Consider the following 13,231-nt stretch of genomic DNA (forward strand, 5'->3'; position numbering starts at 1 on the left):
TGCGGCGGCCGGCGCCACCGCGCACGTGGGCCGGGGCGAACGCGCCGGCGGCGCGACTGGACGTTCTGTCCGATCTGGAATTACAGTCCAGGCAGGGAGGCGGAGATCATGGAGACGGAGATCGGGAAGAAGGCGGCGGACGAGGCAGACCCGCGGGTACGCGCGTGGTCACCGGTGTGCGAGGCGGTGGCCCTGCTGCTGGGCCCGTACGCCGAGGTCGTTCTGCATGACGTGCCGGAGGACCGGGTGCTGGCCATCTGGAACCCGATGACACGCCGTGGCCCCGGCGATCCCTCGCTGCTCGGGGAGCTCGACCGGCTGGGTCCCGTCCCGTCTGGATCCGACGGACAGGGCACGGCTCCGTCCGCCCCCGATGTGTACGGGCCGTACGAGAAGCTGCTCGCCGACGGGCGGCGGCTGTCCTCGGTCAGCGCCGTCCTGCGCGACCCGGACGGTGAGCCGTCGGCCGTGCTGTGCGTGAACCTCGACCGTACGCCGCTGGAGCAGGCGGCGGCCGTGCTGGCCGGGTTCGCCGCTCCGACGGCGCCCCGGCCCGAGCCGCTGTTCGAGCAGGACTGGACCGAACGGGTGCACGGGACCGTGGGGGCGTTCGTCCGCGCCCGGGGCCGCCCCGTGAACCGCCTCGGGCGCGCGGACCGGCTCGCACTCGTGGGCGAACTCGACCGGGCGGGACTGTTCGAGGTCCGCCGCGCCGTCCCGGTCGTCGCCGACGCGCTCAAGGCGTCCCGTTCCACCGTCTACGCCCTGCTCGCCGAGCACAGAGCCCACGAGGTACGTACATGACCAGGCTGCCCGACTTCCGGCTCGAAACATACTTCTCCCGCTGGGAGTTCACCGCGCGTCACCATCTGACCGCCTCCGACGCGCAGACGATGAACATCGGCGAACTGCTCGCGCTCGCCGACGACGAGGAGCGGCACGCCTGGGAGACGCTGTCCTTCGGCTACACCGAGACCTTCGGTGATCCGGCCCTGCGGCAGGCGATCGCGGACACCTACACGCACGCCGAAGCCGATGACGTGATCTGCTTCGCCGGCGCGGAGGAGGGCCTCTACCTGGCCATGCACGCCCTGCTGGGGCCCGGGGACCACGCGCTGGTCATCACCCCGAACTACCAGGCCGCCGAGACCGTCCCGCTCTCGCTGTGCGAGGTCAGCGGCGTGGCCCTGGACGCCGAGCGCGACTGGGCCCTTGACCTGGACCGGGTGGCCGCGGAGATCCGGCCCAACACGCGGGTGATCTCCGTCAACTTCCCGAACAACCCCACCGGGAAGGTCATCGACGCCGCCGGCTTCTCCCGGCTGGCCCGGCTGTGCGACGAACGGGAGATCCACCTCTTCAGCGACGAGGTCTACCGCGGCCTGGAGCGCGACGCGTCCCGCACCCTGCCGCAGGCGGCGGATCTCTCGGAGCGCGCCCTCTCCCTGAACGTCACCTCGAAATCCCTCGGCCTGCCAGGACTGCGGATCGGCTGGATCACCTGCCGCGACCGGCGGCTGCGCTCCCGCCTCGAACGGGCCAAGCACTACACCACCATCTGCAACTCGGCGCCCAGCGAGGTCCTCGCGCGGATCGCCCTCAAGGCGAGCGAACGGATCCTGGCGCGCAACCGGGCCGTCATCGACGCCAATCTTCCGGTCTTCGAGAGCTTCTTCGCGGAGTTCGAGGAGCTGTTCTCCTGGCGGGCACCGGACGGCGGCTGCGTGGCCTACCCCCGCTACCGGGGTGCCGACGGAGTCGAGGAGTTCTGCGCGAGGCTCGTCCAGGAGGCCGGCGTCCTGCTGCTGCCCGCGAGTATCTACCGCTCCGAGCTGACCGCCACGCCCGCCGACCGCTTCCGGATCGGCATCGGGCGCGCCGAACCGGCACCGGCCCTGGACGCCTTCGCCGCGTGGCTGCGCGACCGCCGCTGACCGCCACCTGTACTGACCCGTACCGTTGCCCCGTACCCCCGCCCCGGACCGCGCTGCCGCCGCGAGCACCGACGCGTTGCTGTCGCGCGTACCGACGCGGTGCCCGTTGGATCACCTGAATTGCCCGTTCGTGGCAGAACGCGTGACTGGCTGATTGTTATGGGCCCACTCCCGGCCGATTCTGGCCGTTTCCGACCAGGGGTGTAGGCCAAGTGCCGCAACAGGGCCAGGATATAGCCGTGGTGGGCAACCTTCCCGTCGTGACGACCAGTTTCGTTGGCCGAAACAGCGAGCTGGGCTGGATCGAACGGGCACTCGCGGAGCACCAGTTGGTGACGCTCACGGGCAGTGGCGGAGTGGGCAAGAGCCGACTGGCACTGCGCGCTGCGGAGCGGGCGGGCGACGGCCTGTTCCCGGACGGGGTGTGGTGGGCCGATCTGTCGCCGCTGTACGACGAGAGGCTGCTGCTCGGGACGGTCTGTGATGCCGTCGGGTTGTCGGATCATTCGCTGCGCTCGCCGGTGGAGGCGTTGTGCGAGTGGCTGGCGGAGCGGCGGTTGCTGCTGGTGCTCGACTGCTGCGAACGGACGGTGACGGAGGTCGGGCATCTGGTCGGGGAACTGCTGACCGCCGCGCCGGGGCTGACCGTTCTCGCCACGAGCCGGCAGCCGCTCGGGGCGAGGGGTGAACACCGCCTCGACGTGGGGCCGCTGCCCCTGGAGGGCGACGACCAGGCACTACGGCTCTTCCGCGACCGGGCGGCCCATACCGCGCCCGGGGTGTCCCTCGACGACCCGCGTACGGCCGCGGCCGCGGTCCGGATCTGCCACCGCCTCGAAGGCATCCCCCTGGCCGTCGAACTGGCCTGCGCCCGGCTGACGGATCACTCCGTCGAATACGTCGCGGACCTGCTGACCACCCGGCTGGATGTGCTGGTCGACGACACGGTCTGGCCCCGCCGCCACCGTGCCCTGCGTACCGCGATCGGGTGGAGCCATGAGCTGTGCCAGCCGCTGGAGCGGCTGCTGTGGGCCAGGCTCTCGGTCTTCCGCGGTGACATCGAGGCGGAGGACGCGCGAGCCGTGTGCGCGGGCGGTCCGCTGACCCCAGACGGGGTGACCACCGCCCTGGAGGGACTCGTCGCCAAGTCCGTCCTGCGTCTGGACGGTGGTGAGGGGGGCCGGTACCGCATGCTGGACACGATCCGCGAATACGGCGCCTTGTGGCTGGGCGAGCTGGGCGAGGAGAGGCTTCTCGCCGACCGGCACGGCGCCCACTTCGCCGGCCTCGCACGCCGGGCGCACGCCGGCTGGCTCGGCCCGGAACAGGTCGCCTGGTACCGGCGCATCGCCGACACCCACGCCGATCTGTGCGCGGCGATCGACCATCTCCTCGACCACGACCCCGAACAGGGCGTGGAGATGGCGGGCCGCACCGGACTGTTCTGGAGTTGCTGCGGCCACCTCCACCAGGCGCGCAGCTGTCTGGAACGCGCCCTGCGCCTCCACACCGGCGGCGGACAGCACCGTACCCGCGCCCTCTGGGCCCTTGGCATCACTCTCGCGCTCCAGGGCGACCATGAGGCCGCCCGCCGGGTCGGTGAGGAGTGCAGCGTCTCCGCCTGGCACGACGACGATCCGGAATCCCTGCTCTCCGCGGCCCACGTCGTCGGCTTCAACTGCCTGATGATGGGCCGTCCCCTCGCCGCGTACACCGTCTGCGATCGCGCGCTGCGCAATCTGCCGGGCGACCCGCTCGACGCCCCGTCGCAGCTGCGCTGCCGGGTGATAAGGCTCTTCGCGCTCACCGCGCTCGGCCGCCTCGACGACGCGCGCGAAGAGGCCGCCGGGCTGCAACGGCTCAGCCTGCGGTACGGCGAGCGCTGGGCGCGCGCGTACGCCGATCACCAACTCGCCTTCATACACCTGCTGCAGGGCCGGCCGCGCGATGCCGAGAGCCACGCGCGGGCGATGCTCGCGGGCAAGTACCAGCTGCACGACAGCCTCGGGATCGCTCTCGGTCTCGATCTGCTCGCGGGAGCGATCGCGGTCCAGGGCGACGGCGTGGAGGCGGCCCGCACCTACGGCACGGGGCACGCGTACTGGCGCATGATCGGCCACCCCCATCGCGGCACGCCCGAACTCGGCGCGCTCCGCGCGGAGTGGGAGCGGCGGGCACGCGAGGCGGCGGGCGACCCCGCCTACGACAGGGCGTACGACCGTGGTCTGGCGGACGACGCGAGGAGCGGGCTCGTCCGCGCGCTCCAGGGCCATCCGCCGTCGTAGGGACCGGGCGGCGGACGGCCGGACGGGCCGTGGGTGGGCGGGACCGGAGCGTTCAGGACTGGAGCGTTCAGGACTGGAGCGTTCAGGGCCGGAGTGTTCGAAACTGGAGTGTTCAGGGACGGTGTTCAGGGCTGGAGTGTGGTGGACCAGGCGGCGGTGACGGACTCGTAGGCGGTCTGTCCCGTATCGTCCAGCGTCCGTACCGCCCCGGCCTCCTTCGCCTCCCGCGCTTCCCCGTCGGTCATGACGACCGCCAGCGTCCGTACCGCGAAGGTGTCGAACTCCAGCACCGCCACCACTCGTTCGAGCTGTGAGACCAGACATCGCGGTGAGCGCGGCGGGTCGCCCCACTCGGCACCGGCCTGTCCGACGAGGTCCAGGAGCCCTTCGGTGCCCGGTTCCTCGTCGAGGGCGCGGTGTAGCCGGGTGAGGACCTCCCACAGCGCGTCCAGGTCGTCGCACTCCACCACGAGGGCGTGCACGGTCGGCTGTGGCGTTCCCGTGGGGGAGAGCAGGAGGTCGAGACCGCCTCCGGCGCGTGCCGGAAGCATGGAGACGACGCGGTCGCACGCGGTCGCGGCCTCCGCGTAGGGGGCCACGGGGAGTTCCCACGGATCGTCGTCCAGGGCGGCGGCCGCCGCCAGATGATCGAGCAGCCGGTCCCCCATGGTCCGCAGATCCCGCAGCCAGTCCTTGTCGTCGGGCAGCACACACCACCGTCGGCCCGGCCCCAGTGTCCTCGCGCTCTCGTTCATTCGTCCAGCGTTCCAGCACCGGGCCTCCGCCCGCAGGCACTTGTCCGTGCCTGGCGGAGAACGTGCGGACGCACCGGGTGTACGGCACGCCCCGGACGGAGGCCCGGCGCCGGGTTCAGCGGCTCGCGCGGGACACGGTCAGGTCAGAAGGCGAACACCGTGCCGCTGCCGCCGTCTCTCGCACACGGGTTGCTGAAGGTGTGCGCGTACGAGTAGCGCTTGCCCTCCCAGACGCCGTCCGCCGTCACGGTCACCGGGTTCCACTCCCTGGTACAGGAGACATGCGGGGCCGGGGCGGTGATGGCGTCCAGCCGGCCCTGGGCGGCCCGGAGTTCGGCGCAGGCGCCGGCCGGGTCCGGGTGCGTGCCGCTCGCCCGGGGCGCGCAGCTGAGAGTGACCGCGCGCAGCACCGTCCCGGTCGTCGTGTCGGCGCCCTCGGTGACACTGAGCACGAGGGCGGAGGGGGCGTACAGGCCGGCGGACACGGCCTGTTCGGCGCTCGCCGTACCGGTGCCCGGCAGCGCCATGAACGCCAGTGTGGTGGCGGTGAGCGCCAGACCTGTTGCGATGGACCGCATTTCAAACTCTCCCTGAGTCGAAGGTTCTGTGAAGCATGGGCAGTCTTGCCGCCTTCGACGGCGGCCGAGTGGTCCTCCCGCCACTTTCGGTCGCTCCGTGTGATGGTATGAGCGCAGGTTGTGGTCGCGAGGAGGGGCTTGACCTGTGGGGGAGCTGTTGCGTGAATCGGCCGAAGAAAGCCGTAGGTGATGGTTGATCAAGTGAATTTAAGGCTCGTAAATCCTTGAACCATTGAATGCTAGGTATGGCGCGTTTCCGTCCTGTGTTGCGCCGGTCCCTGCGTACTCCCTGACACCCGCCCGTACGCGCACGGACCCTCCCGATACGATCAACGGCCTTACGGGGACAGGGGAATGACATGGAGGACGGGGACGCACGCGCCGATCGCGGTCAGGGCCGGGCGAGCCGGCCGAAGTGGTCCGTACGGACCCGCCGCGGGGGTGTGCTCGTGGGCGCCGCCGTCGTGCTGGTGGCCGGCGGGCTGGGCACGTGGGCCAGGGGCGGTTGGCCGTTCGGCGGTGAGGACCGTTACTGCTGGGGATCCTGGGAGGCGAACAGCGGGCCCGGGTTTCTGAGCGACACGGTGTTCGAGGGCGACGAGGAGGGCGCTCGTACGTCCGAGGAGACCGCGCCGACCCCGCGGCGGCCGGCCGGCCGGTGCGAGGTCAGGCTCCGCTCCGGCTCTACGGGCGGCGACGGCGAGGAGACCTCCCGGAGCACCGGGATCACGCTCACCTACGGCCCGGCGCCCAAGGACGCCGCGGAGCGTATGGAGTGGATCGGCGCGTACCTCGGCGATCTCGCCGTACCCCTGCCCGACGGGCTGCCGGGAGCCAGTGACGGACGCCGAGGTCTGCTCGTGCTGCCCGAGCGGTGCGACGCGCGTGACGGCCGGCCGGCCACGGTCACGCTCGACTCCGACGCGCGGACGGAGTGGAGCGGCGGTTCCATGCGGGCCAAAGCGGGGCTCGGCGGCGTCCGCTCCGTGGCCGGATTGCTCGTCTCCGCCGCCAACCGGGGGATGGCGGCGGCGGGTTGCGCCCCCGCGCAGCCACTGCGGGTCTCCTCGCCCGTGCTCCTGCTGCCGGAGGACGAGACCAGCGTGTTCTCCGGCGCGTGCCGTATCAAGGGCCTGGAATTCGACGAGGTGACACGTAAGACCCTCGAATACCAGGTCGGCGCGGTCACCAGGGATCTCCAGTCCTGTGCGGTACGCGCGGAGCGGGGCGGGAGCCGGTACTTCGACGCCCTGATGGTCGCCCGGCCGAGGCTGGCCGCGCTGTTCGACGGTACGACGGGAAGCGGTGCGCCCGCGGGCGGCTGGCGCGGTTCCGGGGTCTTCGCCGACGACTACAAGGTCGTACGGGCCGACTGCGCGGGACGGCCCGTGACGCTGCTGATGGTGGACGACCTCACCGATGACACGACGCCGTACTTCACCGCTTTCACCAACGCCGTGACAGCGAGGCTCGGCTGCGCGCCCGTCGCGCCCGTCGCCGCCTCCGGGGGTTCCGAACGATGAGTGACACGCACAACGGCATCCGTCCCGACGCCGGCCTCCACGCCGGTGCACACGCCGACGCGGTCTCCGCGCCGCGCCGGCCCTGGTGGCACTGGCGGCGGCTGACGCGCGGCCGGCTGCGGCCCGCGCTGGCCGCCGCCGTGGCCGGGGCGGTGCTCGGCGGCGCGGGGGTGGCCTGGCAGACGGGGACGGGGCCGTTCACGGACGGACGGGCGTGCTGGGGCGCGTTCGGCGAGGCCGACGTGGCGGCGCTGTTCGGCGGGAAGCGGGACATCAGGGCGTCCGAGGTGGAGCTGGGGCGGGACAGCGTCAACTCCGAAGGGTCGTCGGGGCAGTGCCGCCTGCAGTCGCCGCGGGGCCGCAGGATCACCGTCCAGGTCCATCGACTCGACGTGAGGCAGGGCGGCTCGGGGGAGCGCTGGGCCGATGAGTTCCTGTCCGCGCGGCTGACCCCGCTGGGCGGCGGGCTGCTGGGGATGGCCTCGGACACCCGGGCCTGGCTCGCGGTGCCCGACGGCTGCACCGGCCGGCCGGAGGGCGACGACGGCCCTCTCGTGTTCGACCTGGAGACGGGCTGGACCACCTACCGGGACGAGGTCGAGACCGGTCAGCGCGATCAGCTCGCCCGCGCCGTGGTCACACTCGTCAACGGCTTCCTGGCCGACGAGGGATGCGAGGGCGTCCTCGCCGACCCGGTGGCGCGGATGGCGGCGCCCGCGCGATTCCAGGACACGGAAGCCGAGGGCCTGTGCGGCATCGAGGGGCTGCGTCTGCCCGGGAAGGGGAGGAGCGCGTTCGACCGTCCTCTCGTGACCAGCGGCGGGGGACCGGTCCGCACCTGCGACAGCGATGTGGTGTTCGACCGTCCCCGACTGCGGCTGATGACGGTGGAGGACCCGCGGCTGTCCGAGCTCTACAAGGGGTCGGCCCTCCGCGAAGGCGAACAGATGGAGGCCACCGGCGCAACGGACGGACGCGGCTTCATCAGCGACGACCTCGGGCTGTTCCAGGCCGCGTGCCAGACCGGCGATGTGACCTTCCTGGTCCGGAGCGACGAGTCGAGCAGCGCGGCCGACATCCGCGCGCTGCTTCCCCGCTACGTGGCGGCGGAGGCCGGCCGTATCGGCTGCGGTCCGCTGCGGATCACCCTGCCCGGCTGATCGGGGCATCGTGCACCCGGTGCGCGGAAGCGGGGGCGTCCCCGTCGGAAACGGGGACGCCCCCTCGTGAGCCGCCCGGCGGCGAACGGCCGGTGGGGACCGGTCAGCAGTACTGGGCTTCCTTGCCGATGGACCGGTACATGCAGTCCGCGTTCTCCAGCAGTTGCAGTACGGCGTCGCGGTTCCGGCTCGTCTCGCGGGTGATCACCTCGTCGGGCGGGTAGAAGCCGCCGCCGCCCGAGGACGGATACATCTCGAAGGTGTACGCGAAGACCTTGTGCGTGCCCCACAGCCAGTCGTCGATCGAGCCGTCCGTGATGTAGAGGTCACTGGCCTGCTCGGGCGTGTAGCCGTTGCTGGCGGCCATCTTCTGGCCGATGGCGGCGAAGGCGTTGCGGTCGTCCACGGTCATGCCGGTGGTGGTGTCGGCCGTGGTGTAGCCGAACGGCCAGAGCACCAGCTCGCTGTAGGTGTGGAAGTCGATCGCGGCCTTGATCTGCTGGGTACCGCCGACGACCCGGCCGCGTACGAAGTTCGCCACGACCTTCACCTCGGGCGCGGACTCGGCGGCGGTACCCCGGTAGGTGTCGGAGGAGGGGCTGCCGGAGGAGCCGCCGCAGCAGCCCCAGCGGTAGGCCCAGTTGCGGTTGAGGTCCGTACCGAGCGCGCTGGAGCCTGAGTTGGGCTGCCGGTTCTTGCGCCAGCTGCGGTAGGAGCCGGTGGCGATGTCGTACTCGCCGCCGTCCGGGTTGAGGTCCGGGATGATCCAGATCTCACGGTTGTTCACGATGTTGGTGACGCGTGTGTCGGTGTTGTGACCGGAGGTCAGCTGCTTCAGCAGATACAGCGCCATCTCGACGGTGAGATGCTCACGGGCGTGCTGATGGTGGGTGAAGAGGACCTCGGGCTCGTTCTCGTCGGTGCCGACGTTGTCGCTGATCTTGATGGCCGTGATGTTCCGGCCCTGGTACGTGGTGCCGATGACCCGCTGGCTCGCGATGCCCGGGTTGGCGGCGACGATGGAGTTGATCTCGCTCGTCATCTCGGCGTAGTTGTGGTAATTCGAGTCGGCCGAGGGGAAGTCGAACGGAGTGACGGCACCGTTCAGGGCGCGGTCCGGGGCGGCGCCCAGCGGCGTCGGCGCGTAACCGAGCGAGCGGAGCTTCCTCACCTGCGCGGGGTCGGCGGAGACGACCACGCTCTCGCTGTCGGACGCGTCGATCGTCACACCGGTCCTGGCGAGCGCGGTGCGCGTGGCGGACGTGGCGTGTGTGACGATCTCGTACTGCTGGATGTCCTCGTCCGCGGCCGTGGCCCTGGCGGCGGACGCTGAGGGAGTCGAATCGGCGCTGGTGGCCGTGGCCGTGGCGGTGACGCCGAGGGTCAGGGTCAGCGCGACGGCCAGGGTGGCTGTCCGTCTGTGAGTGCTGCCGCCGCTTCCGCGTATTCGGAGCCGCATGAAGTCTCCTGGGTGGGGAGTCGTGGGGGTGTGGGCACGCAGTACGTGCCCCCGGGGTCATCGTGAGGCTTTGGCATGATCGGGTCAAGGGTGCGCATGTGGCGGGCAAAGGGGGTGTTATGCGCCATGGGTGGCGAGGTGTGCGTGTTGTCTTCAACTGCCGTGCCACGACGCCCCATACGTCCCCGGGCGGGCGCCCCCACGCTACGGCGTCATTGCGTGGTCATGTCATGGATATGACATCGCGTCAGGGCTCTTGTCGTCTGACGTTGTCTCAGCGAAGGTCTTTGGAGGGCGGCCTCAGGAATCACACGGTCCGCTCGTCACGCATACGTCTCGTATGTACCCCCACGTTGCGCACGCACCCCAGCGCACCCGATGAGGAGGATCCCTCACGATGGCAGTGTTGCGTACCACCAAGACACGGATCGCCGCGGCGATCACGGCGGCAGCGGCGGCTGCGGCCATGACCGCCCTCGCCGTTCCCGCCCAGGCGGCCCCCGCCGTGGGTACGGTCGTCGGCGCCGATGCCAAGGACGCGGTGCAAGGCAGCTACATCGTCACACTCAAGAAGAGCGCCGGTCTCGCGTCCGCCTCGGCCGCGGGCCGGAGTGTGGTGTCCGAGTACGGCGGGACCGTCAAGCGGACGTACACGGCGGCCCTCAACGGCTACGCGGCCGAGCTCTCGCCCGCGCAGGCGCGCAGACTCGCGGCGGACCCGGCCGTCGACAAGGTCTTCCAGGACCGTGAGGTGCACACCCTCGCCACCCAGACCAACCCGCCGTCCTGGGGCCTCGACCGGATCGACCAGGCGGCGCTGCCGCTGAACAACAGCTTCACCTACCCGGACACCGCCGGTGAGGGCACGACCGTGTACGTCATCGACACCGGCGTCCGCATCACCCACCAGGACATCGCGGGCCGGGCCTCGAACGGCTACGACGCCGTCGACAACGACAACACGGCGCAGGACGGCAACGGCCACGGCACGCACGTGGCCGCCAACGCCGCGGGCACGGCCTACGGCGTGGCCAAGAAGGCCAGGATCGTCGCCGTGCGCGTGCTCAACAACGCGGGCTCGGGCACCACGGCCCAGGTCGTGGCCGGTATCGACTGGGTCACCAACAACCACGCCGCCCGGTCGGTGGCGAACATGTCGCTGGGCGGCGGCGCCAACGCCGCGATCGACACCGCCGTGCAGAACTCCATCAACAGCGGTGTGACCTACGCGGTCGCCGCCGGTAATTCCGGAGCGAACGCCCAGAACTACTCGCCGGCCCGGGTCGCGGACGCGATCACCGTCGGCGCGACGACCAGCACCGACGCCCGCGCCAGCTACTCCAACTTCGGCGCGCGCGTGGACCTCTTCGCTCCGGGCAGCGCCATCACCAGTGCCTGGAACACCTCGGACACGGCCACCAGCAGCATCTCCGGCACGTCGATGGCCACCCCGCATGTGGCCGGAGCCGCCGCCGTCTACCTCGCGGGACACCCCACCGCGACCCCGGCCCAGGTCGCCGCTGCCCTGGTGAACGGCGCCACCAACGGAGTCGTGTCCAACCCCGGCACGGGCTCGCCCAACAAGCTCCTGCGCATAGTCCCGTAACTCCCGGTCCCGTAACTCCCGGTCCGGTAACTCCTCGTCCCGTAGCCCCTGGGACGACCCTCGGGACGATCTGCCGGACGACCCTCCGGACGATCTCAGAACGTAACGCCCGGTGCCGATCACATGGCGCCGGGCGTTGCGCCTGGCCGCCGTCGGCCCACGCGCTCCAGAACAAGAGCCGGTGGCCTAGAGGCAACTTCCAGACGAATCCTGTCGGCAGGCCGTCGTTTGGATCCCGCCCTTCACGATCGCCTCAATAGGTTGCATCTGCCGCTCCACGGGCCGTACGTGCGGTCCGACAGGGACGAGCGGCAGGGGTGGGGACGTGGGGATATGAGATCGGCCGATGAGAGCGGAAGATTACGGAGCGCCGCCGGGCTGCGCTGTCAGACCGACATCGACGCGGACGGGCGCTACCGATGGCGGGTGGTGGCGCAGAACGGGCGGGTGGTCGCCGTCTCGGCGCTCGCCTTCACCTCGTACGAGCGGTGCCGGGCCGCGTTCGAGGAGGTGTGCCGGCGGCACGCGGCCCTGACCGGAGGGGTCCAGCACACCGTGGAGGCCAACGGCTGGATGTGGATCGTCCGGGACGAGAGCGGACGCCGGACCATCGTGTCCGCCCGCTCCTATGAGAGGTACTCGACCTGCCGGGTGGCGTACCAGCGCTTCCGTGAGCTGCTGCGGGAACTGGGGGAGAGCGGCGAGGTTCCGTGGAGCGGGAGCTGACGCCCCGGAATCCTGACGTCCGGGGTCTCCGCACGGTACGCGCACACACTCGTCACCCGAAGTTGCCTCTAGGAGGCGCCTTGTTCAGATAAAGGTGCGTGCGTGTCAACCGCGCCCCGTGAGCGTCATGGGTGTGCTGAGACGAACAGGGGAGCGAACCACCGCCGCCCAGGCATCCGTTGGGCTCGCGACCGGGAAACCGGCCGCCGCCGAAGGGGCGCGTGGGCTCTACGCCGACCCCGGGCTGCCCGACCGGATCTTCCGGGGCGTGGCCCGCGGCGGCGGCGGACTCGTGCTCGCCGTGATGCTGCTGGTGGGCGGCTTTCTGCTGTACCGCGCCTGGCAGGCGCTCGACCGGGCCGGGTGGTCCTTCCTCACCACCGCGGCCTGGGAACCGGACGCGGGCCGCTTCGGTATCGCCGCCGTCATCGTCGGCACCGTCCTGATCGCGCTGGTGGCGATCGTGGTGGCGGTGCCGCTGGCGGTGTGCGGGGCGCTCTACATCTCCGAGTACGCGCCACCCGGGATGCGCTCCACACTGATCAGTGTGGTCGACCTGATGGCGGCCGTGCCGAGTGTCGTCTACGGACTGTGGGGGCTCTTCTTCTTCGAGGGCGCCGTACTGCCCACCGCCCGCTGGATCGCCACCTACCTCGGCTGGTTCCCGCCACTGGGTGTCGTCGGAGCCGATCCGCGCGATCCGCTCGCCACCGAGACCGTCTACACCTCCTCGACCCTCATCGCGGGCATCGTGGTGGCGTTGATGGTCGCGCCGATCATCTGCTCCGTGATGCGGGAGGTCTTCACCCAGGCACCGGCCGGTGAGCGCGAGGGCGCCTACGCTCTCGGTGCCACCCGCTGGGGGATGATCCGTAGTGTCGTCCTGCCGTTCGGCAAGGGCGGCATGATCGGCGGCACCATGCTCGGACTCGGCCGCGCGCTCGGCGAGACCATCGCCGTCTACCTGATCATCTCGCCGGTCTTCCAGATCCAGTGGCATGTCCTCCAGAGCGGCACGAGTTCCGTCTCCTCGCTGATCGCGCTCCGGTACGGGGAGGCCAGCCCGTTCGGCATGTCCGCGCTGATGGCGGCCGGCCTCGCGCTCTTCGTGATGACCCTCATCGTCAACTTCATCGCCTCGTCCATCGTCGCGCGCAGCCGCTCCGGCGCGGCCAGCGACGCCTAGACCCTGTCCTAAGGGGACC

General features: G+C 70.9%; 11 protein-coding genes. 8 read left to right on the top strand and 3 right to left on the bottom strand.

Features of this window, described 5'->3' with window-relative positions:
- Positions 1-108 precede the first annotated feature (108 nt).
- From ACZ7LS_RS30595 to ACZ7LS_RS30605, 3 genes are all read left to right on the top strand, one after another.
- Positions 109-804 (top strand): helix-turn-helix transcriptional regulator, encoded by a 696-nt coding sequence (locus tag ACZ7LS_RS30595; protein WP_385136746.1) that lies wholly within the window; start codon positions 109-111, stop codon positions 802-804.
- Positions 801-1,934, top strand: coding sequence for an aminotransferase class I/II-fold pyridoxal phosphate-dependent enzyme (locus ACZ7LS_RS30600; protein ID WP_385136744.1), 1,134 nt, complete (start codon positions 801-803; stop codon positions 1,932-1,934). The genes ACZ7LS_RS30595 and ACZ7LS_RS30600 overlap by 4 nt, the downstream gene beginning before the upstream one ends.
- A gap of 242 nt (positions 1,935-2,176) precedes the next feature.
- A complete protein-coding gene (locus tag ACZ7LS_RS30605) occupies positions 2,177-4,219 on the top strand; it encodes an ATP-binding protein (protein ID WP_385136761.1) in 2,043 nt (680 codons plus the stop codon).
- Between the two features lie 125 nt (positions 4,220-4,344).
- On the opposite strand, the gene ACZ7LS_RS30610 is transcribed toward ACZ7LS_RS30605, so the two are convergent.
- Together ACZ7LS_RS30610 and ACZ7LS_RS30615 are read right to left on the bottom strand one after the other, a co-directional pair.
- Positions 4,345-4,974, bottom strand: coding sequence for a hypothetical protein (locus ACZ7LS_RS30610; RefSeq protein ID WP_382873612.1), 630 nt, complete (start codon positions 4,972-4,974; stop codon positions 4,345-4,347).
- A 143-nt stretch (positions 4,975-5,117) separates the two neighbouring features.
- Positions 5,118-5,552 (bottom strand): subtilase-type protease inhibitor, encoded by a 435-nt coding sequence (locus tag ACZ7LS_RS30615; RefSeq protein WP_382530285.1) that lies wholly within the window; start codon positions 5,550-5,552, stop codon positions 5,118-5,120.
- Positions 5,553-5,911: 359 nt separating this feature from the next.
- Here ACZ7LS_RS30615 and ACZ7LS_RS30620 point away from each other — a divergent pair, with 359 nt between their 5' ends.
- Entirely contained in the window at positions 5,912-7,075 is a 1,164-nt protein-coding gene (locus ACZ7LS_RS30620) for a hypothetical protein (RefSeq protein WP_385136742.1), read from the top strand.
- Positions 7,072-8,235, top strand: a complete 1,164-nt coding sequence (locus tag ACZ7LS_RS30625) for a hypothetical protein (RefSeq protein WP_385136740.1) — start codon at positions 7,072-7,074, stop codon at positions 8,233-8,235. The genes ACZ7LS_RS30620 and ACZ7LS_RS30625 overlap by 4 nt, the downstream gene beginning before the upstream one ends.
- A gap of 103 nt (positions 8,236-8,338) precedes the next feature.
- Here the strand turns inward: ACZ7LS_RS30625 and ACZ7LS_RS30630 are convergent, their stop codons facing one another.
- Positions 8,339-9,694, bottom strand: coding sequence for a M14 family metallopeptidase (locus ACZ7LS_RS30630; RefSeq protein ID WP_382675536.1), 1,356 nt, complete (start codon positions 9,692-9,694; stop codon positions 8,339-8,341).
- A 397-nt stretch (positions 9,695-10,091) separates the two neighbouring features.
- Between ACZ7LS_RS30630 and ACZ7LS_RS30635 the strand changes: the two genes are divergently transcribed.
- The 3 genes from ACZ7LS_RS30635 (at position 10,092) to pstC (ending at position 13,212) form a co-directional block, all read left to right on the top strand.
- Entirely contained in the window at positions 10,092-11,300 is a 1,209-nt protein-coding gene (locus tag ACZ7LS_RS30635) for a S8 family peptidase (RefSeq protein WP_382530293.1), read from the top strand.
- Positions 11,301-11,633: 333 nt separating this feature from the next.
- The gene (locus tag ACZ7LS_RS30640) at positions 11,634-12,026 is read left to right on the top strand and encodes a YegP family protein (RefSeq protein ID WP_382530295.1); all 393 of its coding nucleotides are present in this window, start codon (positions 11,634-11,636) and stop codon (positions 12,024-12,026) included.
- A gap of 133 nt (positions 12,027-12,159) precedes the next feature.
- On the top strand, positions 12,160-13,212 hold the full coding sequence (pstC, locus tag ACZ7LS_RS30645) for a phosphate ABC transporter permease subunit PstC (RefSeq protein ID WP_382530297.1): 1,053 nt from the start codon (positions 12,160-12,162) through the stop codon (positions 13,210-13,212).
- The last annotated feature ends 19 nt before the right edge of the window (positions 13,213-13,231 follow it).

Source organism: Streptomyces sp. NPDC039430, assembly GCF_055639435.1.

Bases quoted from the DNA above. Each gene is read 5' to 3' on its own strand.
- ACZ7LS_RS30620 (WP_385136742.1), top strand. From the start codon at position 5,912: ATGGAGGACGGGGACGCACGCGCCGATCGCGGTCAGGGCCGGGCGAGC.
- ACZ7LS_RS30640 (WP_382530295.1), top strand. From the start codon at position 11,634: ATGAGATCGGCCGATGAGAGCGGAAGATTACGGAGCGCCGCCGGGCTG.
- ACZ7LS_RS30615 (WP_382530285.1), bottom strand. From the start codon at position 5,552: ATGCGGTCCATCGCAACAGGTCTGGCGCTCACCGCCACCACACTGGCG.
- ACZ7LS_RS30630 (WP_382675536.1), bottom strand. From the start codon at position 9,694: ATGCGGCTCCGAATACGCGGAAGCGGCGGCAGCACTCACAGACGGACA.
- ACZ7LS_RS30595 (WP_385136746.1), top strand. From the start codon at position 109: ATGGAGACGGAGATCGGGAAGAAGGCGGCGGACGAGGCAGACCCGCGG.
- ACZ7LS_RS30625 (WP_385136740.1), top strand. From the start codon at position 7,072: ATGAGTGACACGCACAACGGCATCCGTCCCGACGCCGGCCTCCACGCC.
- ACZ7LS_RS30600 (WP_385136744.1), top strand. From the start codon at position 801: ATGACCAGGCTGCCCGACTTCCGGCTCGAAACATACTTCTCCCGCTGG.
- ACZ7LS_RS30610 (WP_382873612.1), bottom strand. From the start codon at position 4,974: ATGAACGAGAGCGCGAGGACACTGGGGCCGGGCCGACGGTGGTGTGTG.
- ACZ7LS_RS30635 (WP_382530293.1), top strand. From the start codon at position 10,092: ATGGCAGTGTTGCGTACCACCAAGACACGGATCGCCGCGGCGATCACG.